17 protein-coding genes are annotated in these 21,526 nt (G+C 59.9%); 6 read left to right on the forward strand and 11 right to left on the reverse strand.

The genetic code is table 11. The annotated features are described in order from the left end of the window. Nucleotides 1-7: 7 nt before the first annotated feature. The 7 genes from folP to dacB form a co-directional block, all read right to left on the reverse strand. Entirely contained in the window at nt 8-832 is an 825-nt protein-coding gene (gene folP, locus QP093_RS03840; RefSeq protein WP_285014805.1) for a dihydropteroate synthase, read from the reverse strand. Further along, entirely contained in the window at nt 829-1,398 is a 570-nt protein-coding gene (gene folE, locus QP093_RS03845) for a GTP cyclohydrolase I FolE (protein WP_058237224.1), read from the reverse strand. The genes folP and folE overlap by 4 nt, the downstream gene beginning before the upstream one ends. Next, nucleotides 1,395-3,500 (reverse strand): ATP-dependent zinc metalloprotease FtsH, encoded by a 2,106-nt coding sequence (ftsH, locus tag QP093_RS03850; RefSeq protein ID WP_285014806.1) that lies wholly within the window; start codon nt 3,498-3,500, stop codon nt 1,395-1,397. The genes folE and ftsH overlap by 4 nt, the downstream gene beginning before the upstream one ends. A gap of 54 nt (nt 3,501-3,554) precedes the next feature. After that, entirely contained in the window at nt 3,555-4,121 is a 567-nt protein-coding gene (gene hpt, locus QP093_RS03855) for a hypoxanthine phosphoribosyltransferase (RefSeq protein ID WP_058237226.1), read from the reverse strand. A gap of 135 nt (nt 4,122-4,256) precedes the next feature. Then, on the reverse strand, nt 4,257-5,501 hold the full coding sequence (tilS, locus tag QP093_RS03860) for a tRNA lysidine(34) synthetase TilS (protein ID WP_285014808.1): 1,245 nt from the start codon (nt 5,499-5,501) through the stop codon (nt 4,257-4,259). Continuing rightward, nucleotides 5,491-6,378: a zinc-dependent metalloprotease gene (locus tag QP093_RS03865; protein ID WP_083314334.1), complete on the reverse strand. Its 888-nt coding sequence runs from the start codon at nt 6,376-6,378 to the stop codon at nt 5,491-5,493. Before QP093_RS03865 ends, tilS begins: the two co-directional genes overlap by 11 nt. 93 nt (nt 6,379-6,471) lie before the next feature. Further along, complete coding sequence (gene dacB, locus QP093_RS03870) at nt 6,472-7,905, reverse strand: D-alanyl-D-alanine carboxypeptidase/D-alanyl-D-alanine endopeptidase (protein ID WP_227469101.1); 1,434 nt, start codon at nt 7,903-7,905, stop codon at nt 6,472-6,474. A 173-nt stretch (nt 7,906-8,078) separates the two neighbouring features. Here dacB and QP093_RS03875 point away from each other — a divergent pair, with 173 nt between their 5' ends. Beyond that, the gene (locus QP093_RS03875) at nt 8,079-8,585 is read left to right on the forward strand and encodes an inorganic diphosphatase (RefSeq protein ID WP_058237230.1); all 507 of its coding nucleotides are present in this window, start codon (nt 8,079-8,081) and stop codon (nt 8,583-8,585) included. A gap of 21 nt (nt 8,586-8,606) precedes the next feature. On the opposite strand, the gene QP093_RS03880 is transcribed toward QP093_RS03875, so the two are convergent. Next, nucleotides 8,607-9,983: a C40 family peptidase gene (locus QP093_RS03880; protein WP_227469098.1), complete on the reverse strand. Its 1,377-nt coding sequence runs from the start codon at nt 9,981-9,983 to the stop codon at nt 8,607-8,609. Between the two features lie 515 nt (nt 9,984-10,498). Here QP093_RS03880 and QP093_RS03885 point away from each other — a divergent pair. Genes QP093_RS03885 through QP093_RS03895 form a run of 3 tightly spaced genes read left to right on the forward strand, consistent with a single transcriptional unit; the run spans nt 10,499 to nt 14,189 of the window. Continuing rightward, a complete protein-coding gene (locus QP093_RS03885) occupies nt 10,499-11,869 on the forward strand; it encodes an O-acetylhomoserine aminocarboxypropyltransferase/cysteine synthase family protein (protein WP_070725321.1) in 1,371 nt (456 codons plus the stop codon). A 3-nt stretch (nt 11,870-11,872) separates the two neighbouring features. Beyond that, a complete protein-coding gene (gene metX, locus QP093_RS03890; protein ID WP_285014811.1) occupies nt 11,873-13,021 on the forward strand; it encodes a homoserine O-acetyltransferase MetX in 1,149 nt (382 codons plus the stop codon). Nucleotides 13,022-13,025: 4 nt separating this feature from the next. Then, a complete protein-coding gene (locus tag QP093_RS03895; protein WP_285014812.1) occupies nt 13,026-14,189 on the forward strand; it encodes an alpha/beta hydrolase in 1,164 nt (387 codons plus the stop codon). Nucleotides 14,190-14,248: 59 nt separating this feature from the next. Here QP093_RS03895 and QP093_RS10005 read toward each other — a convergent pair whose 3' ends face one another. Beyond that, the gene (locus tag QP093_RS10005) at nt 14,249-15,379 is read right to left on the reverse strand and encodes a hypothetical protein (protein WP_350309955.1); all 1,131 of its coding nucleotides are present in this window, start codon (nt 15,377-15,379) and stop codon (nt 14,249-14,251) included. A gap of 243 nt (nt 15,380-15,622) precedes the next feature. Between QP093_RS10005 and QP093_RS03905 the strand changes: the two genes are divergently transcribed. Continuing rightward, entirely contained in the window at nt 15,623-16,255 is a 633-nt protein-coding gene (locus QP093_RS03905; protein WP_058237233.1) for a hypothetical protein, read from the forward strand. A gap of 34 nt (nt 16,256-16,289) precedes the next feature. Then, nucleotides 16,290-16,703: a large conductance mechanosensitive channel protein MscL gene (mscL, locus tag QP093_RS03910; protein ID WP_058237234.1), complete on the forward strand. Its 414-nt coding sequence runs from the start codon at nt 16,290-16,292 to the stop codon at nt 16,701-16,703. Between the two features lie 39 nt (nt 16,704-16,742). On the opposite strand, the gene QP093_RS03915 is transcribed toward mscL, so the two are convergent. Then, nucleotides 16,743-16,952 (reverse strand): hypothetical protein, encoded by a 210-nt coding sequence (locus tag QP093_RS03915; protein ID WP_058237235.1) that lies wholly within the window; start codon nt 16,950-16,952, stop codon nt 16,743-16,745. A 3-nt stretch (nt 16,953-16,955) separates the two neighbouring features. After that, entirely contained in the window at nt 16,956-21,290 is a 4,335-nt protein-coding gene (locus QP093_RS03920) for a PDDEXK-like endonuclease domain-containing protein (RefSeq protein ID WP_285014814.1), read from the reverse strand. Nucleotides 21,291-21,526 lie beyond the last annotated feature (236 nt).

Raw genomic sequence — 21,526 nt, forward strand, 5'->3', positions numbered from 1 at the left:
TCTCCTCCTAGCGGCAAGTGCTTCGAACCATCGTGGCATGATCGTCCACGTGATGCACGCGCACCGCCCACATATTCGCCTCAATCGCCTGACGCGTCACCTCAAGGGTAGCTGCGTCCGGCCCGTCTGGATGTGAGTGGGCAAGGAAACGCTTGCGCGACGCTCCGATGAGCACAGGATAGCCGGATTCGTTCAAGCGCTCCATATGGTCAACGATGAGCCATGATTGCTCGTTCGTCAATGAGAATCCTAAACCTGGATCGAAGATGATTCGCTCGGGTGCCACCCCTGCAGCCACAGCCTTGTCGATCTGTGCGCACGTTTCAGCGATAACGTCCTCGACCACATTGGTGTAGTCGAATGATTCACCAGTGGTACCCGGCAGGCCTCTCCAGTGCTGGACGATATACGCGCAGCCGGTGTTGGCCACAACGTCATTCATATCCGGGTCGAAACAGCCTCCCGACACGTCGTTGATAATGGCTGCCCCCGCCTCGCCGGCACGCCTGGCAGTTGCGGCGTGGAGTGTATCCACGGAGACAACGACCCCCTCGGCGGCCAAAGCAGTAATGACCGAGCCGATGCGGTCCCATTCTTCGTCAGCTGAGATGCGCTGAGAGTGCGGCCGTGTTGATTCTCCCCCCACGTCGATGAGGTCTGCACCGGCGTTGAGCATGGCGTGTGCATGATCGAGAGCACGGTCGGTGTCGTTCCACTGGCCGCCATCTGAAAAAGAGTCGGGCGTGACGTTGAGGATCCCCATGACGAGGGTGCGGTCGCTCGGAAGTGTCATCCCATCTGGAAGTAAAGGAGTGCGCCCGGTTTCAGTCATGGCCGCCCCCTCATGACCAGCGCCATCATCTCTGAGCGGGTGGCGGCATTGTTCATGACGCCGCGCATCGCTGATGTCACGGTGGAGCAGCCCGGCTTGGAAACTCCGCGCATTGTCATACACATATGTTCGGCCTCGAGGATGACGGTAACGCCCTGCGGGTGCAGGATCTCCACCATTGCGTCGGCAATTTGACTTGTCAGGCGTTCCTGCACCTGGGGCCGGCGTGCGTACCCCTCGACAAGGCGTGCCAGCTTCGACAATCCGGTGACTGTGCCGTCAGAGGGGATGTAGCCGACGTGGGCCTTGCCGTGGAAGGGCAGCAGATGGTGCTCGCACAGTGAGAAGAACTCAATGTCACGGACGAGCACCATTTCATTCGTCCCGGTTGTGAAGGTCGTGCGCAAGTGCTCACGCGGATCTTCAGCCAGGCCGCCGACCAGTTCCCTAAAGGAGCGGCCCATGCGTGCAGGTGTGTCTTTCAACCCGTCACGCTCTGGGTCCTCCCCAATTGCCACCAGAAGGTCGCGAATTGCCTGTTCGACACCAGCTTGGTCATACATCAGTGCTGCGTCCCCGCCTCTGGGCCGGCTGCTGGGCCCGTCGAGGGTGGTGCCACGGGTTCACCCGCAGTGGTCGACCCCGGCGTCGGGGTTGACGAGGCAGGCTCGCCGTGAGTATCAGGGGCGAGGGTGGGAGCCTGCTGGGTGGGCGGCTCCTCGGTGTTCACGCCGATCGGATCACCAAAACGGGCACCTTCGATCGCAGCGTCCGCCTGGTAGTTCCAGACTTCTCGCTCCGGCTGCTTGATGACAGGTTCGAAGATCTGAGCCAGTTCCTTTTCGTTGAGGGTTTCCTCGTCGAGCAGGCGCTGCGCCAGGTCGTCAAGGACATGACGGTTCTTCGTCAGGATCTGCCACGCTTCACGCGTCGCGTCATCCAGGAGCCGGCGCACTTCCTCGTCAATGATGCCCGCCAGTGTTTCGGACACGTCGCGTCCTTCACCTCGTCCCATCTCGCGACCCACGAACGGGTCCGTGTTGGACTGGCCGAGTTTGACCAGGCCGACACGATCCGACATGCCGTAATCCGTCACCATCGCACGCGCGGACTGCGTCGCCTTCTCAATGTCGTTGGCGGCACCTGTCGAGGGGTCACGGAATACCAGCTCTTCAGCAACGCGGCCACCCATCGAGTACACGAGGTCGTCAAGCAGCTGGTTGCGTGTCTTGTTGAAACGGTCCTCAGTTGGCATCACCATCGTGTAGCCCAGTGCGCGTCCACGCGGCAGGATCGTCACCTTTGTCACCGGATCCGTATAGCGCAGTGCCGCCGCGCACAGCGCGTGGCCACCCTCATGGTAGGCAGTGACTGCCTTATCGTGATCATTCATCACTCGGGTACGCTTTTGCGGGCCGGCGATGACGCGGTCAATGGCCTCGTCGATCGCGCGATTGTCAATGAGGTCCGCATTCGAGCGGGCCGTCAGCAATGCGGCCTCGTTGAGCACGTTCGCCAGGTCAGCGCCGGTGAAACCGGGGGTGCGTTTGGCGATCTGCTGCAGATCCACATCGTCCGTCATCGGCTTGCCGTGAGAGTGAACCTTCAGAATTGCAGCGCGGCCCTTCAGATCCGGTGCCTCCACTGCGATCTGGCGATCAAAACGCCCCGGACGCAGCAAGGCAGGGTCGAGGACGTCAGGTCGGTTCGTCGCGGCAATCAAGATGACGTTGGTGCGTTCATCGAAGCCGTCGAGCTCAACCAGCAGCTGGTTCAGCGTCTGCTCACGTTCATCGTTTCCACCGCCAATGCCGGAGCCGCGATGACGCCCAACTGCATCAATCTCGTCGACGAAAACGATGGCAGGAGCCGATTCTTTGGCTTTATCAAACAGGTCGCGCACACGCTTGGCCCCCATGCCGACATACAGTTCCATGAACTCCGAGCCTGCAATGGAGAAGAACGGCACGTTGGCCTCGCCGGCAACTGCCTTGGCAAGCAGTGTCTTACCTGTTCCGGGAGGCCCGTACAGCATGACGCCACGCGGAATTTTCGCACCGACCTTATGAAACTTTTCTGGTGCGACCAGGAACTCACGGATCTCTTCAAGTTCCTCAACGGCTTCATCTTCACCGGCCACATCATCAAATGTGATATCAGGGCGTTCCTGGTTGATTTCGCGCACGCGGGACTGGCCGAAACTGCCCATCATGCGTGTGCCCATCATGCGTGATGCGAAGAACCAGATCAGAGCGAAAATCAGCAGGACCGGCAAGAAGAGCTGCAGCATCGTCATCCAGGCGCTGGGCTGCGGGTAGTACGCGTTCCACCCCTTCGTCGGCTCCAGATCCTTCACCGTTGACAAGATGTCATCAGCCTGGGCACGCACGTAGGTAAAGGAGATTTGGGTCCCGAGGTTGCGCTCGCGGTCCATCTCGTCCACTGCCTTGTGCGTGTACGGCTCGGACAACGTGAGGTTGATCTGCTGGGTCGAGTCATTGACCACGACGCGTTCAACAGTGTTGCCTTCAAGGATCTTCAGCCCTTCAGAGGTGTCAACAGTTGACGGTCCGAAAAGTCTTCCGAGCATGGAGGCAAGAATGATGACCGCGAGCACGGGGATGATCACGTACAGCCAGTTGATTTTCTTCTTTTTCTTTTCAGCCACTGCAGTTGCCTTTACCGAATATTCTTGTCAGTTCCGTGATGGTCGCGCGCGGCCTCAGTGCCGTTCGGTCCCGCCGTACACGTGAGGTGCGAGGGTGCCGACGAAGGGCAGGTGGCGGTAGCTTTCAGCAAAGTCGAGTCCGTATCCCACGACGAACTCGTTGGGAATATCGAATCCCACATATGTCACATCGACATCGACTTTCACCGCGTCCGGCTTGCGCAAAAGGGTTGCGATTTTCACCGAGGCCGCGCCTCGCGTCTCCAGGTTGTCCTTGAGCCACGACAGTGTCAGTCCAGAGTCGATGATGTCTTCAACGATGAGGACGTGACGGCCGTGAACATCAGTGTCGAGGTCTTTGAGGATCCGCACCACACCCGATGATCGAGTACCGGAACCGTATGACGACACTGCCATCCAGTCCATTTCGAGGGGGCAGTGAATCTTGCGTGACAGGTCCGCCATCACCATGATGGCGCCGCGCAGCACACCAACCATCAAGATCTCTTCGCCCTCATAGTCGGCGTCAATCTGCGCCGCCATTTCCTCGAGCCTGTCGCTGATCTGCTGCTCGGTTAAGAGAACCTTCTCGAGGTCTTCACCCATGTCTTGAGCGTCCACGCGCCTGGTCTTCCTCTCGGTTACACGACTAATAGTCCAAGAGTGCCACATTTCGCGCTCAAGGTGACACTCAACGTGGGCAGTCTCGCTATCGGCTGACTTGCTGCACCACCCAGCGGCGCTGGCGATTCGCCTTCACTCGACACGTTCCACGATCAGGCGTCGCATCGATCGACGAGGTCCGGACCGCTCCGCCCTCGCGTGCCCACCCGGCACGTCGATACGGGTCCCGTGAGCGCCGCTAAGCGCCATCTCGTCAAGCTGCCTGACGTGGACAGAAGAGACGGAACCTGGTGAGTTCGACACCTGTGCCAGGAGTCGGTGCAAAACGCGCCTGCGGATAGGAGCTGCCAGGTCTGCCAACTTGGTGCAGTCAACGATCCAGTGTCGCCCGCGGCCACGCGAAGCTTTGCCGCGAGCACTGTCATTGTCCTCTGACTGCTCACAGGCATCTACCTGCCCGCGTTCTGCACCCCGGACGCCCTCAGCTTCCGACGACCGTCCGTCTCGAGCTCCCTCGCTTTCGCGCACACACGCATCGAACAGGTCGCCGGCCTGTGCGCTGAGATAGGCGTCATCTTCTCCGAGCATGTCGGCGCTTCGTGCAAGCGCCGGAATCGGATCAACTCCCAGCGCACGTTCCAGTGCAGGCAGTGCCCACTGGCGCACTGCAGCACGACGCAGCGCACTGCCATCAGATGCACGCCACGGCCCATCGACCGCATTGGTCGGATCATCGACCCACGCGAGCTTCAGATCCCGACACACCTGGTGAGTATCAACGCGACGCTGATCAAGCAGGGGCCGCAGCCACGTGATCGCTACCCCACCACATTCCATCAGGTCACGCCTGCGCATAGCAGATAAAGAATGCGCACCCGATCCGCGGGCCAGGCGCAGCATTACTGTCTCGGCCTGGTCATCCATTGTGTGACCGAGAAGAATCGTCGCTGCTGTCGTGCCGCTTTCTCGTGCCCATTGCGTCGCATAGCGGACAAGGGCGTCCCGCCGCGCCGAACGTGCACGAGCCTCTGGTCCGCCTTCGCGATACGCCTCCATGTCAGCATCCACAATTGCCGGATGTGCGCCCACAGACTGCACCACGTCATACACATGGCGGGCCTCGTTGGAGGATTCAGGCCGAATGTGGTGATCAACGTAAACACCGGCTACCGGGATATTCCACCGTCTGCACAGGTCGGTGGCGACTACCAACAAGGCCAGGGAGTCTGGTCCGCCGGATACTCCAACCACAACGGCGGTCGGGACGCCCTCGTTTATGATCTGCTGCAGGCAGCGGCGTGTTGCCAGCGACAATCGCCGGACGGCACCTGTCGGGGTCGAGCCAACCAGTTGTGAGGCGCGGGACTCACACGACACGGTCGCGCCACGATTCGTAGGAGACAAGCTCTTCGCGCGTGGGCATATGGGTACGGTCAGACAACAGTGTGGCGACCTGACCATCGAGGACGACGTGGCGGGCAAAGGAGAACGCTCCCTGACGTTCTGCCTCAATGGAACGCACGGATGCGCCCAGGCGCCGCAGCTCCATCAACCCAGTCATGCCGGCAGACTCAGGCGCATTGTTGCGGATCCAGCGTGCCGAGGAGATCTGGCGCGGAGAAATCTGTTCCATCTGCGCGCGCACGATCCCGTCCATCATCATGACCAATCGGGCCAGCTGCGCTGTGGACGAGGGGAACTTCGCGGCAGTGATTGACAGCTCGTCACGCAGCCAGGGTGCGGCTGAGAAGAGGATGCCCCACAGTCCGGCACGGATCGCTACCCATGAGCTGAAATCCTTGTGGTCGAGTGTGCCGCGCTGGGCGGCTTCAAGAACGGAGGGTGCGATGAAGATGCGTCGCTGTCCGAATGGGTCCCAAATTCCTTTCACGTGCGGCGCAACGGTGCGGAGCACTCCGATTTCGCTCAGGGTAGTCAGAGGCGATGCAAGGAAGGATCGCGATGAGGGGGCCTGGTCAGTCAGGTCCAGTCCGGCGGTAATGAACTGGTCAGTGATCTGGGAAATGATTTGGACGGCGGCGCGGCGATCCACGATCAGCACGGGCGCTGAGGCCACGTGCTCGGCAGCTTCGGGAAGGCTGGATAAGCCAGCAAGCAGGGGGTTGGTGCGTGAAATTGCTCTGCGTAGTCTGCCTACTGTTGCCGCTGCAGCTGAATGGCTGACGGTCGGGCCGGCCAGGGTCGCGCTGGACATGAGGCGCCCCAAGCGGTGCCATTGTGCTGTCCGATTCATGGTGTCATCCTACCGACCTGGCGGCGCGCTGGCTAAAAGGTGCGGCATGTGTGCCGGCTGCATGCAATTTTCCGACGAGGCGAGGCGTCAGAATCACTGAGCTCGAAGAGCGGCCAGGCCGGCTACGAAGTCGTCCAGAATCGGTCGAGTGGAGTACGCACCATCGTTTGGAACATTGTCGTGCCCGATGGCGAACAGAAGCTGACGACCATCAGCAGTGCTGACCGCTCCTGCCAGCGTGGACACAGTAGACAGGGATCCCGTTTTGGCCTGCAGGTTCCCGCCTGCCGGGGTGTCGGGGAAGCGTGCCCGAACAGTTCCTTCCAGTCCTCCCCACGGTAGGAATCGAATGACGTCACGCACCTGAGAGTTTTCGGAGGTCATACTCGCGTGGAGCGTGTCGACCAAAATGTGCCCCGTCAAGCGGTCGTTGCTCGACAGGCCGGAGCAGTCCTCAAGGGACAGGCCGGTTGTGTCAATTCCCATCGTGGCGATCGTATCGGACACCATCTGCGTTGACCCTGTATAGCTCGCGTCATATCCAGCCCGGCGCGCTGCGATTCTACACAGTTGGTCGGCCAGCGTGTTGTCAGAGTCGTGCAGCATCGTGCGAATCTGCTGCCCGAGCGTCGCCGAATACACGACTGCCAGTTCATCGGACTTGCTTGCCTGAGCGGGTGCATCTGCTGTAGTGGTTCCCGACGACGCGGTGTCGGATGAGCTGACGGTTGGTGGCGGTGTGGAATCACCGTCAGATCCAAGTTCGACGGTAATTCCTTCGTCGCGTAGGTGCTCGGCGAACGTGGTGGCAACGTCCCGTCCAGGATCGAAGGTGGGATCAAATCGCGCATAGCCGTAGGCGCCGCGGTCGATCGCGAATGCGCCGACCTGACCTTCGTAGGAAGCCACTTCCTGCGTCGTCCACGCACTCAGGCGTGCCGGGCCGTCGAAAATGTCGTTGTTCCAGTTCAAGGTCACCGAGGTGACGCCGCGTTCCTTCAGGCCGTCTGCTGTCTGGCGAGCCAGGTCAGCCAGCCCTGCGTGGCCATCGATGACGGTCGGGTCGCCCTCGTCAGAAGACAGCAGCAGGTCGCCCTCGCCCCACAAGTGCAGTGTTGTGTCGGTCAGGAAGGTTTCGGTGCGCAGGCGGGTGTTCGCATCGATGTGCGTCAGGATTGTCGTTGCGGTGAGGATTTTTGCTGTCGAAGCTGGCACGTGCACGCCCGTGCCGTCAGCGTCGAGCAGCACCTCCCCTGTCAGCGCATCCATCACCACTGCCCACGCTTTCCATTTGCCCTCCTGCGCGGCCTGAGCAACTGGTGACCACAAGGTCTGGATCTGCGCGGCGGTGGGAGCGGGAGCTGAGGCAGAATCGGTGATGTTCAGAGTCGATGACTGGCCATCAGACTGGCCGGTGGCATCGGGAATGTTCAGCCCCGACTGGGATGCCAGATCTGGTGGCGCGACGGCCTGAACTGGCGCGGAGATCGTCAGGAGGCCCGGCACGACATCGTAGACATCGCCCACTGCGTACGCCCCACACGCTAAAGTGCATAGTGAAGCGCATACAATCGCACCTATAGTTCGACGTTGCACGCGCGTCTCCTTCGCCTTGGGTGAGTCGGTCTCGACCCACGGCTCCACAGTAGTGGACAATGGCGGATGAGACAGATACGGCCACTCAGGAGGAACACAAATTGATGGAATTCGACGTGACGATTGAGATCCCGAAGGGCAATCGTAATAAATATGAGATTGATCACGAGACCGGTCGTATTCGTCTGGATCGCATGCTGTTCACGTCGACCCGCTATCCCGATGATTACGGTTTCATTGATGACACGCTCGGCGAGGACGGCGACCCTCTGGACGCATTGGTGTTGCTCGAAGAGCCCACATTCCCGGGATGCGTGATCCGCTGCCGCGCTTTGGGCATGTTCCGCATGCGCGACGAGAAAGGCGGCGACGATAAGGTTCTGTGTGTTCCAGCTTCCGATCAACGCGCGTCGTGGCGCACAGAAATTGAAGACGTGTCGGAATACCATCGTCTTGAAATTCAGCACTTCTTCGAGGTGTACAAGGACCTCGAACCCGGCAAGTCGGTCGAGGGCGCACACTGGGTGGGCCGTGAAGACGCCGAGGAGGAAATCCGTCGCTCCTACGCGCGAGCCAGACAAGCCGAAGCTGGCGAGCACGCGCACGAGTAGCGACTAGCTCACCAAGCAGTTTCAGAGGCGAACGACGTACGGCATCAGGGAACCGCTCCAGCCATAGATGCTGGTGACGCGCACCGTGGTGCCAGGATACGGCGCTTCGATCATCTGGTCGCCGCCAAGGGCGATCGCCACGTGGTAAATACCGCTTTGGGAACCGTCGCTGGACCAGAAGAGCAAATCGCCCGGTTGACGCTGGCTCAGCGGAATACGGGTGCCATATCCATACTGTGAGGCAGAGTAGTGTGGCAGGTACACGCCCGCCTGCCTCCACGCCAGCATGACCAGGCCGGAGCAGTCCACACCGGCGTATGATTCGCCAGCCCATACGTAGGGGACGCCCAGGAAGCTATACGCAGCGTTGACCGCTGTCTGCGCTCCGCCGCTGCCGCCGTAGGACGGTGCGGGTGCCGGATCAGGAGTCGGCGCTGGGGTCGGCGTAGGAGTTGGCGTTGGGCGCGTCTCACGCGAAGGCGGAGTATACGTCTCTTCCTGTCGACCCTGAGTAGCCGCTTCTTCTTCCTGGCGCGCAGCCAAAGCCGCCAGGCGAGCTGATTCTTCTTCGGCCGCCTTGCGCGCTGCTTCCACGCGACGACGTTCCAGTTCGGCTTCACGCTGATTAATCAGCTCAACAGTGGTGTTTTCCTTGCGTGCCAGCTCAGCCACAAGTTCACTGCGGCGCGCTTCAGTGGCCTGCTGAGAAGCCAACGCCGAGTTGGCAGCATTTTGCGCAGCATCGGTGCGTTCCTGCACCTCGTTTGTCGCCTTTTGCTGACGCTGTTCGGCAGATTCAGCCGATTCCTTCATCACCGATGCTACTTTTTCGAGGGCGGCCACCCGTTGCATCTTCGTATCGGCATTATTGGCGAATGAATCGAGTGTCGTCTGTTTGAACTCAACGGAGCGCAATCCGTCGGCCTGCAAATATGCTGCAGCGGCATCAAGAGACGAACCTTCAGAGCGGTAGGCAGTCTGCGCTATAGCAGCCAGCTCCTGACGACCTTTGTCAAACTCAGCCTGAGCCTTATCCGCATCATCGCGAGCTTTATTTGCCGCAGCAGTTGCAGCATCAAGATCCAAGCGTGCTTTGTTGAGCTCTTCGCCGGCAATCTGCGCATTGCGCATGGCATCTGAAGCGCGCTGAGAGACCGCGGCCAATTCGACTTCGATCTGCCCCACTGACATCTTGGCGGCATCGGCTTCGGCACGCGCCTGGTTGATGTCATCTTGAGAGGGCGTGTCATCTGCATATGACGCCGGCATCGCAACGCCGGCACTGACAGCAAGCAAACCTGACATGAATAGAGCGGTCAGTGCGTATCGGCCAGATGCGCGACGCGGAGCCTTCTGGCCAAAGTGGCTCAACACCTTACCGTAAACCTGTCTTTTCACCTGATCCACCTAATGACACTCTGACTTTTCCCGCACGCTCCCCCACGCCATGTGGACATCGCGCACGACATATAGCACTTACACTAGCCCATCGTCGAACACTTTGGCAACAATTTCACCATTTTTCACGTTATTCACATCAGTCACAGTTTTCACATTCGTCACACCAGACACATCCCCCTCGTTCATCTTTCGCACACCCCACCATCCACATCGTGGACACGCCTCTGACCTCATCTTGCATGATCACGATGAATCTCTTACTGTGATGGACATGTTCCAACGAATGCGAATGTCCAACTGACTGCACGCTCGTCACACGACCAGCTGTGCAGCACCGCCCTCATCTAGCGCGGGACGTTGGACGCTGCCATTCGTTTTCAAGTTTCAGACATCTGTTGATTGCGTCAAAGACTGACTTGTCGACAACTGGCTCACCAATTCACCACACCACAAGTGTGAGTCCAGCTCATCGCGCCCCCAAAGATTCTTGACACTATTAAAGGAGCACACTCATGTCTGACCGCACCGAAATCGAACGCACCTGGGCTTTTGAAACCCGCCAGATTCACGCCGGATGGGATCGCGATCCTCAAACGGGCGCAACCAGCCTCCCCATTGTTCACAGCTCATCTTTCGCCTTCGAGACACCCGAACAGGCAGCGAACCGCTTTGCGCTGCGCGAACTCGGCCCCATTTATTCCCGTCTGACGAACCCCACCAACGACGCCGTCGAAGCCCGTATCGCCTCGCTCGAAGGCGGCGTGGGAGCACTGTTGGTGTCCTCGGGCCAATCAGCTGCAGCTCTGGCTATTCTCAACATCGCTCAGGCAGGCAATAACGTCGTGGCGTCACCCTCGCTGTACGGCGGATCGATCATCCTGCTGAAGAACTCACTGGGACGTTTGGGAATTGAAACACGCTGGGTGGATGATCCCGCAGATCCGGCTCAGTGGGAAGCACTTGCCGATGACAGGACGGTCGCATTTTACGGCGAGACGATCCCGAACCCCAAGGGCGACATCCTCGATATCGAGCCAGTCGCGCAGGCAGCGCACCGAGTCGGAGTTCCGCTGATTGTGGACAACACGGTGGCCACGCCTTACCTCGTGCGACCACTGGAATGGGGCGCCGACATCGTGATCCATTCGGCCACGAAGTACTTCAGTGGGCACGGCACCTCAGTGGCAGGCGTCATCGTCGATGGCGGCACCTTCGACTTCGGATCAGACCCTGCCCGCTACCCCGACTTCAATGAACCCGACGCCAGCTACAACGGCATAGTCTTTGCGCGCGATCTCGGAAAAGACGGGCAGTTCGGCGTGAACCTGTCCTTCATTCTTCGAGCCCGCACCGTCGGACTGCGTGACTTCGGTTTCACGCTCTCCCCGCTCAACACGTTCCTGATTGAGCAGGGCATCCAGACACTGTCACTGCGAGTTGAACGCCACGTCGACAACGCGCTGACGATTGCCCGATACCTGGAGGCACACGCAGACGTGGAATCGGTCAACTACGCAGGCCTCGACGCTTCGCCCTACCACCAGTTGCAGCTCAAGTATGCGCCGAGGGGTGCCGGTGGCTTGCTCTCCTTCGTCATCAAAGGTGGCGCCGATGCGGGGCGCACCTTCGCTGAGTCACTCGAATTGATTCCCACCGTCGCCAACATCGGCGACGCAAAGACTCTGGTGATTCACCCAGCCTCGACCACGCACTCGCAACTCACGGAAGAGGAGCTGCGCAAGTCAGGAATCGAGGGCGGCACGATTCGCCTGTCCGTCGGCATTGAAAACGTCGACGACATCATCGCTGATCTGGAGCGAGGTTTCGCAGCTGCTGACGCGGTGAGCGGCGAGGAGTCGAGTGCACGAAAGACACAGGAGTGACACATGAGATCCAAACCGACATGCCCTGGCGGGCGGCACCTGTGCGATATTGGGCCGCTGCGTCTTGAAAACGGAGACGCACTGCCACAGGCACATCTGGCATACGAAACGTGGGGCACCCTGAATGCGGAGCGCTCCAACGCCGTGCTGGTCCTGCATGCACTGACCGGTGATTCTCACGTGACATCCTCATCCCACGATCCGACACCAGGATGGTGGGAGGGCATCGTCGGGGAAGGATCTCCTATTGACACGCGCGAGCACTTCGTGGTCGCTGCAAATATCCTCGGAGGCTGCCAGGGGTCCACCGGCCCCTCCTCCCCTGCTCCCGACGGCACACCGTGGGGGTCGCGTTTTCCTCTCATCTCCACTCGCGACCAGGTCCATGCCGAAGCGCGGCTGGCTGACGCACTGGGAATTGATCGCTGGTCACTCGTGATCGGCGCGTCGATGGGAGGTCACCGAGCGCTGGAGTGGGCCATCACCTACCCGCAACGCGTCGAACGCCTTATCGTCGTTGCCTCGGGTGCGCAGACAACTGCTGATCAGGCGGCATGGATTCACAGTCAGCTGGGCGCAATCCGCCTCGATCCCCTGTGGAAGGGAGGCGACTATTACGGTGGGCCGCCTCCCGCGCAGGGACTGGGGCTGGCCCGGCAGATTGCGCACACAACGTATCGCAGTGCGCCGGAGCTGCAGGAACGCTTCGGCAGGTTCCCGCAGCATGAAGAAGATGTGCTCGAGGGGGGCCGGCTGGCTATCCAGTCATACCTGGATCATCACGGTGTCAAGCTGGCCAACCGTTTCGATGCAGGCTCCTACGTCGCGCTATGCCACGCCATGTTGACGCATGACGTGGGGCGGGATCGTGGCGGCATTGCGCACGCGCTGCGTTCAGTGACGGCCCGCACGCTGGTGATTGCCGTTGATTCGGATCGTCTGTTCCATCCCAATGAGTTGTGGAACATTGCGGACAACGTGCGCGGCGCGTTCTATCGAGAGGTGCACTCCGACCACGGTCATGACGGTTTCCTGATTGAACGTGATCAGGTGGCACGACTGATCCGAGAGTTCATTGATCGGTATCGCGGCGGGCATGAGGAATACGAGCCTGGCTCTGCATCAAACCGATGGGTCCAGTCGATACAGTAGGAGTGTGAGTGAGCATTTGAACGATCGCGATGAACTGACTGAACAGGACGAACCCGTAGTTCGGGATCCCCTGGCACCGTGGGGCACAGACGGGCCACCGCCATCGGGCCAGTGGCGCACTGACGTGCTGGGCGAAGGATTTGTGTCACGAACCATCGATCTTCTGCCCGACGATGAAGGCCCGGTTGTGGCAACGTTGATGCGTCACGATCCAGAAAACGACCCGAACGCAGATGACCTGCGTTTAGTCGACCGGCCGATTATCCGCCTCGAGAACCCCGTGACTGTCCTGTACCTGCATGGCCGAAATGACTATTTCTTCCAGCGGCACCTCGCACGCCATATTTCGGCGCTGGGCGGGCGCTTCTACGCACTGGACCTACGCAAGTACGGCAGATCACTGCGCCCGTGGCAAACAATTGGCTTCATCAGCGATATTGACGACTATGACGAGGACATGGGTGAGGCGCTCGACATTATCCGCGGCGAATGCTCTGACGGCCCGCTGATCGTGATGGGACATTCGACGGGCGGCCTGATCGCAACCTTATGGGCGTGGCGTCACCCCGGAGCGCTCGATGGACTGGTTCTGAATTCGCCGTGGCTGGAGATGCAGACGCTTGCAGCGGTGCGTTCGGCTGTCCAACCCGTCCTTGGCCGCATCGCTGCCCGCACTCCCCTGTGGGAAATTCCTGCATCAACAGGGCCGGATCATTATGGCCGTTCCCTCATGGAGGGCTGGTCGACTTCGGGTTTCGACCTGCCAGAAGAGCTGCGTGATTTTCCTGACGACGACCCTGCTTTCACAGGGTGGGACTACCTGCATGAATGGAAGCGCCCAGAAGGCTACCCGGTGTACGCTCAGTGGCTCGATGCCATCCTGGTGGGGCACGAGAAGATCGAGCATTCTGTCTCGATTGACTGCCCGATTCTGTCGATGATGTCCACGCACAGTTATTTTGACGAGAAGTGGAGCCCGGAAGTTTTCCGTTCTGACACGGTGCTCGATGCCGATGTGTTGGCTACGCGGTCAGCCCACCTGGGTTCTTTGGTGACAATCGCGCGCTTTGACGGGCGCCATGACCTGGTGTTGTCGGATCCTGATGTTCGTCAACGCGTCTGGTACACGATGGATTCCTGGCTGGAGTTCATGGCTCACGCACTGTAGCAGTGAACTGCGGCAGCACTGTCGGGCACACGTCAGGCGTTCCCTCGTTCGAGCGGCATTCAGCGAACGGCGCGAATTTCTGCGAGCGCTTCTGCCAGCGTCGGACCTTCAGCGTTGTCGATATGCCAGGCGTGCCACCCGTCAATTCCGCTCAGACCCAAACTTGCCAACGCATCTGTCGGGTCGGAGAACTCCGCTTCAGCCACGACGATCACGCCCTGTTCGGTCAGGTGGGCACGCTCCTCGCTGACCTGCGTATCTGTAGCCAGCTCAGTATCCAGAACCAGTGCGATCTGTTCGCCCACCATGTGCGCAACGAGTTCGAGCGCTTCATCGTCTGCGCTCACGGATACCGCTTCTGAAGTGTCGTCGTGGCGTTGCTGCGCGTGCCTGGCATGACGTCGCTCGGATCGAGACGGCAGATGCGGGGCGATAATGCTGATCGCGCCGGTTTCGGGATCCTCCTGAGCAGTGGCGTCATCAAAATCAGCACGCAGGTAATCCTCGTCCCCCTCTGATGGGTCCCACGAAGTCTCGCCGCGCGCGTACAGCCCATTGTCTGCCGAGGGGGCCGGGCCGATCGTGGCCTGCGACTGAGCATCCGACACGAGGACATGCGGGACGTGCCCGTACAAGCGTGGCCCCACTGTCTGAACGTCCAGGAAAATGCGGCCAGATGACAGGGCCCGCATCGACAGTTCGTGCACTTCCACACCTGAGGAGGCGAGCACATCCAGGGCGGGCCGCACCTGGTCGTCGATGGATCCGACCACCAGGATGAGGCGTGGGCCAGCTGAAATGGTGGGTGGCATGGAATCGCGGAACCGTAGCCATCCGGTCCGGAATGCTTCCACCCCGCCTGCATATTCGCGTGCCAGGTCAGTCCACGACAATGCTGCCGAGTCTGACAGTCGCGAAAGGGAGGCGATCAGCAGATCTGAATCCAGATGTGAAGTAACTTCCACGCACACCACTTGGCCGGTTGCGTCCAGCGCAGTCAGGCGAGGGGTGCCGGCCGCGTCAGGATGGTGGGAGGTGTCTCGCCATGTAATCGGAAACAGTGGGCGCGAGACAATCTCCAATACCTGGTTGCGCACCGAGTCCAGCACATCCTCGCCTATTGGCCCCTGAACAGGATGGCCGAACTGTGCTGCCACCAGGCGCCCGTTTTCGACCTCAAACAGTGCCATTCAATGCCACCCCCGGTCCTCTGCTGCGTTCCGCTCGCCGCAGTGTTTCTTATGTCAGTCTACGGCAATCGTACAGTGATCTGCCTCGATCAACAGAACGGCCGCAGTGGCCCTGACAATGCGGCGGCATCCACAGGAGTGGGTCGAAACTGTGTTATCCACACTGTCGACGTGAATCTCGCGCGATCCACAAGTGGAGCCACTGCGCTTTGGGCGAGTGCACACCCATGATGAGGTGATCGTATGGATGATCTGACACGAATCCGACGATGGAACTGGGCCGTCCGTATCACAGTGGCTGTGAGTATGTGTCTGGCCTTGTGCGGAACACTGATGTATCTGCGTCCGCCTCCCCCAGGGGTTGACGTCCTCGTCACGTCAGCCCGTCTGACATCTGGAATGGCGAGCAGTTCCGCAGTTCACACAGTCGCAGTGCCACCGGCTGCGGTGCCAGCAGATGCGCTGAGCGCTGACGCGGATATCCCGCCTCGATGGGTGGGTGCCGACATCGAGGCGGGGACGGTGCTGACTGAATCGAATGTGGCAGGATCTGCGGATTCTCGCGCTCTGGCAGATGACGAGGCTCAAGTCACGATCGAGCTGCCTGTCGATCAGCTGACTCGAGTGTCGGCTGGAGACACGGTGCAGCTGTGGGCATCTGACTCATTCTGCGCCGATGAACAGCGAAAATGCCCGGCGACCCTGCTTGCTGATGGTATCCGTATCGCCTCGATTTCCGACCATGATTCGGGGCCACTGGCCGATTCGCCCACCCAATCGGTATCGATCATCATGAAAGCAGACGAAACTGAGCGGATCGTCGGGCACGTTACCTCAGACATCATCACGCTCGTATTACGATCTCCTTCGGGGTAAGAATCCCCTTTGTCTATTTTTCAAGGAGACGATCATGATCCAGGGATTCAAGGAATTCATTTCCAGAGGCAACGTCGTCGACCTGGCAGTTGGTGTCATTATCGGCGCCGCGTTTTCACAGATTGTGACCGCCCTCGTTGATGGCGTGATCAATCCGCTGATTGGCGCCATCTTTGGCCAGCCGAACTTTGACGACGTCCTCAAGTTCACCATCGGCACGTCCGAGATCAAGCCAGGACTCGTTCTGACTGCCCTTGTCAACTTCCTGCTCATCGCATTCGCCATCTACTTCTGCATCGTGATGCCCATGAATAAGCTGGCAGAGCGTCGTCAGAAGAAGACCGAACAGAATGAAGCCGAAGAGCCCGCTTTGACCGATGAAGCAAAACTGCTTGTCGAAATTCGCGACCTGCTCTCCACAAATGGCTCAACGCCATCCGTACGCTAACCTCGCTTCTGACCCTGGTGGCGGCCTGATGGCCATCACCTAGGAATCGGATCGCACCTGCCAATGCGGCGGGACATTGTCAAGGAGCCTGGCGTCATTTTCATGATCATTATGACGCTGGGCTCCTTCGCGTTCACGGTCACGTGAGGTTACTTTCTCGTCCCACGAGGGTGCCACGCCGTCATCGATCAGCCGCTGATCAGTCGGGCTGATGCGTATGACGCGCCGACGTCTGGAGTGCTCTGCCATCGCCTATTCCTGAGTTGGCTGGGTACGCCTGACAACGTTACGCAACACTGCATCGGTTTGCGCTCCACGACGGGTTAGCCCCACAGCGAAACGCAGTTCATCAATCAGCTCGTCTTCCGTGCGTTCCTCACCATCAGCGCGCACCCAGTGTGCCAGCTCATCGAGCTGATCATCACCGTAGGCAGCCAGCGGAAGGCCTTTGGCGATAGCTGGTCGCGGTCCACGCTTGTCAGCATCCGCCGATTCCTTCGCCGCTTCAAGATCGATTCGGGAAATCTCTGCGGTCAGTCCCAGCTCGATTTCGTCAGCTCGGGCACGAGCCCGATCCTCACTGCTCATTGCCGGTGATGGCGAGTCCAGTGCTCGCGCACCTTCGGAGCCTTCCGTCCCGCTCTCGACGCGCGTACCACCAGCATCCTCATCATCAGTGATGCTGCCGGTTTGACCATCTGCGCCGGGCGCGCCGGAGTGGGCACCGCGATCAGACTCTGAAGAACCGTTAACTGGCTCGGACGAGGCGTCAGCGTTCAGTGAGCGATCCAGACCCGGCGCGTCATCGGAGTCTGCCTCGTCGATATCAATGATGTCGGGCACCGTGATATGCGCTGCCGACCCGTTGGCCTCATCAACTGCATCAAGGACGAGCTGCACAATCGCGTCAGTTTCGCGTTCGGGATCAATGAAGACTGCCATGGACAGTTCGGTTCGGACTTTCCATCCCTGGGCCTCCAGGAGTTTAGGCCAGATCCGATCGCGCACCCGCAGTGAAGGCTCGTTGACATATGCATCATCATCAGTGAGCACTGCGACGAGCAGGCGACCAGGTACTTCGGGATGACCGATTGCCAGCGGAATACGCATTCCTCCGGGCACACCCACGTTCGGTACCACTTCCAGACCAAGTGAATACAGCCGCTCAGCCAAGTCGATCAGCAGCGGATCGGGGGCATCCTGCAGGGTCGGCCATGTTGCATCTCTTTCGTCCTCTTCTGCCCCTTCAGCTACTTCCAACAGATCGAGCAGCAAGTGGGCTCCCTCGGACGTGACACGTGAGCGATCAAATTCCTCGGGACGAATTGACGAGAATACGGTCAGTTCCGAACGCACCGTGCGCAGCACATCAATAAGGACGGGCAGGCCCGACGCAGCGCTGATCTGGCCAAAATCGTGCAGGACGCGACCGTGTGGTGTCTTCGCGTAGCCCACCGTGAGCATAATGTGATCCCGGCTCAGGCCACGCGCGTCTTCGGGACTCACCACGACGAAAGGTTCAAGAGCATCAGGATCAAAGAAGGATGTCAGCCCCGGAGACGATGCCACTTCCCGTTCGAGGGCGGCGCGGATGCGTGTGGCATGCCGTTCATTGAGCGCGATCACAGCAAGGGAGCGGTCGGGGTGCTCGAGTGCATGGCAAATGACCTGCTCGACAACTGCGTGGACTTCGGCGGCCGACGACTCGACTGCAGCTACACCCGGTGCAGGCATACCTGAGCCATCGGGCCAGATCGCCTTGATCGGTGAACTGGTCGTGCTCCAGGGAACCGGGATACCCATTTGAGCTGAATCGTATTGGCTCACCAATTTGGCAACACGGTCATTGAGATGACCCGGCAGCACGCTCAAACGCGTGTGAGGCAAAATCTGAGCGAGCGCGCTCACGGCTCCCTGCGGTTTGCTGGAATCCGACTGCTCGGAAGCGGTGCCGCTGGTCGACAGGTCGGCGATCACCACGATCTGTCGCGCACGCGCGATGATGGGAATAAGTTCTGCCAACGGCAGGCTATCGACATCATCGAGCACAACGAGGTCAATGCGGTGTCCATGCGGCACAAGGAGCGGTACCAGAGTCGGGACGGTCAACACCAGCGGAATGAGGTGCGAGGACAGGAGGTGTCGCGCGAAGAGGTCAGTCCCGCTGGCACCAGCTTTCAATGAGGCAACCAAGTCGGCGTGCTGTTCAGGTCGCGTGGCAAGAGCCTGCTGGCGCAATCGGCGTGCACGCTGGAGCGCAATCGGAGCCAGCGATTCGATTTGTTCTTCGTCCAGCCGGCGACCTTCAACAATGAGGTCTTCAAGTTTTGTCGGGTCGAACCCGCCGAGTTTGGGTTCTTGTGCCAGCATCAGTCCAAGAACGGATGCCCACCACGCCAGATCGAGTTCACTATCCAGCATCTCATCGACGACACTACGTTTACGGAGGTCAGCGACGAGGTCATCCAGTCCGATCTGAGCCAGTTCCTTCAGAACAGCGACACGTTGCGGAAGTTCGCGAGCACCATCCGGATCTGCTGCCAGACGATCGAGCAGTCTGCCCAGATCGGTCATATTCATACGGGCAAGGTCAGGGTGAGAGGTGCCAAGAATCGGCGCCAGACGGTTCAGGTCAGCACGCACTGATGCGGCCAGCTCAATGATCTCATCCATGCGTTGCGGCAGTGTGGGCCAACCGTCGGAATCACAATGCTGTCGCCACACATCACGGCGCTCCTGCACGAGCAGAAGTTCACGGTGAAGGTCTTCAACGTGACGTCCGGGCCGCACATAATCGCGTGCCTGTCGGATCAGGCGCTGACGCTGCGAATGTTTCATGGAGATGCCGTGCGAGCGACGCCATTGCTTCGACGCGGTTGCAATCACCATATCGGCTGCGCTGCGTTCAAAAATGGCCGGCTCGAACACGTCGAGGACATCGCGCACGCCTTCGAGCATTTGAAGCTGAGCTTCCCACTGAGTCAGGCTGGTGGCAGGGACAAGCCCCGTTTCGCCGGCAACCGTGCCCATCTGCACTCGCATCTCAGGCAGGGATTCGGTGGCGAGCCTCTTGACTCGTTTCAAGACATCGGGAACCTGCTCCGCTGCGTTGATGACCGCTCCGCGCCACGCGCCGCGCTGCGTGAATGATGAGAACAGATTCAGGCCGCTGGCTCGGTGCAGCAGCGTGCGGGCGCGCTGTCCCTGATCCTGCGCAATGTCTAGCAGGACATCCTCGCGCAGCCTGACGCGGGTGCGTGGAGCAGGGTGCATGCTGGTCAGATCTGTCAACACCTGTAGGGCATCGTAGGCGGATACGCCGAAACGGTCGAACGGCTTATGAAGGTAGGTCGTATGTGATGACAGGGCCTCCCGGACGCGACGCAGTCGCGTCCGCACCGCTTCGATCTGCGTGGGATCGGTGATCACATCGGACGTGTCGGCCATGGCAAATTCGAGGCGCTCACGCACAATCTGCGCCGACTGGGCACTGCCATCGACGCGCACGGAGATTTCACTGACTCCGTGCTGGTCAAGATACGTTTCCACTCGCGTGGTGCGCGACGGGGATCCTGCAATATGCATGGTGGAACGCCCTCGTGACGCAGCATCTGTCATGATGGCAGCAATCACGGCGGTATCGTCCGCACCGTGCGGAATATCGATCATGAGGGATGCGCCGTCAGCAACTGCCTCGACGATGTCCTGCTGGGCAGGAGCCAGGTCACCGATGCCTTTTTCATCCCACGGGTCACGATCCGCGGGGTTCGCGCGAGGCAGTTCCTGGCCGATTTCTCTGACCGCTTCTTCATCGCCTGCCAGCGCTCGAATAATCGGGTGGTTCACCAGGTCCTGCTGGTGGTCAAACTCGCGCAGCAGCACACTTGCCGGATGCTCAAAGATGCCGAGAACCAGGCCTTCCCTCAGGTCAAAGCGCTCCAGACTGGCACCGATGTCGCGTAGCTGCGCCAGTGCACGGGTGGGTGAAAACCCGTGCAGCGACGTTGCGTCATCCAGGATCACGTGCGGGTCCACGTTGAGATGAGCTGATTCAAATGCCTGCGACAGGCTAGGTCCAATCGATGCTCCCTCACGCAGGGAAATGACGATATCGCCGTCATCAGTTTCTTCAACAGTGACTGGTCGCAGCAATGCCGGGGAGCCTCGCCGTACCCCCGCATCTGTCCACGATGCCTGTCCGATCGCCAGGTGGATGGGGCCGATTCCGTGCGTCGCAGCCAGCTGGCGCGCGCGTCGTATCACCGTTAACGTTTTTTCGCGTGCCCGCTCGTACGCGCTTTTTTCCCGTACGAGGTTCGACAAGCGCGTGGGGTGCTCTGCGTACAGTTGCGCCAGACCTCCGGGGTGGGCCTGTCCGAGCGCAAGGCGTGGGGCTGCTTCGTTGGTTCCTGCAACGGTGGGTTCATTCACCGTGAGTGTGGATAGATCCTGACGCCATTGCGCCAATACGTCTGTCAGCTCGTCGGCGATCGGCGTGTGTTGGGCGCGCACATCGTCCGCGGCTTCGGAGCGCCGGCGAGGGCGGGACGAAGCCGAATTTGAACGGGAGAAGATACTCGGAACCACTCTCCTAAGCTAATTGCTAATGGCCACGCTTTTGTGGAAGCGCCGCGGTATGCCCCCAATTGCCACGAGGATGACGCCGACGCATTCCGGAGCTGGCCAGCTGGCAGGAATCGCACGGACGGTAAGTCTCATGTGAGGGTCTACTCCGCGTGTCCGAGATTGATGTCCTTAGTCGCGGCAATGAGTGTGTCTTGAATCTCAAACCTGTTCGATATGACTGATGACCTGTGGTGCGT

Origin of the sequence: Pauljensenia sp. UMB10120, from assembly GCF_030212035.1 — a bacterium.
Lineage (GTDB): Bacteria > Actinomycetota > Actinomycetes > Actinomycetales > Actinomycetaceae > Pauljensenia > Pauljensenia radingae_A.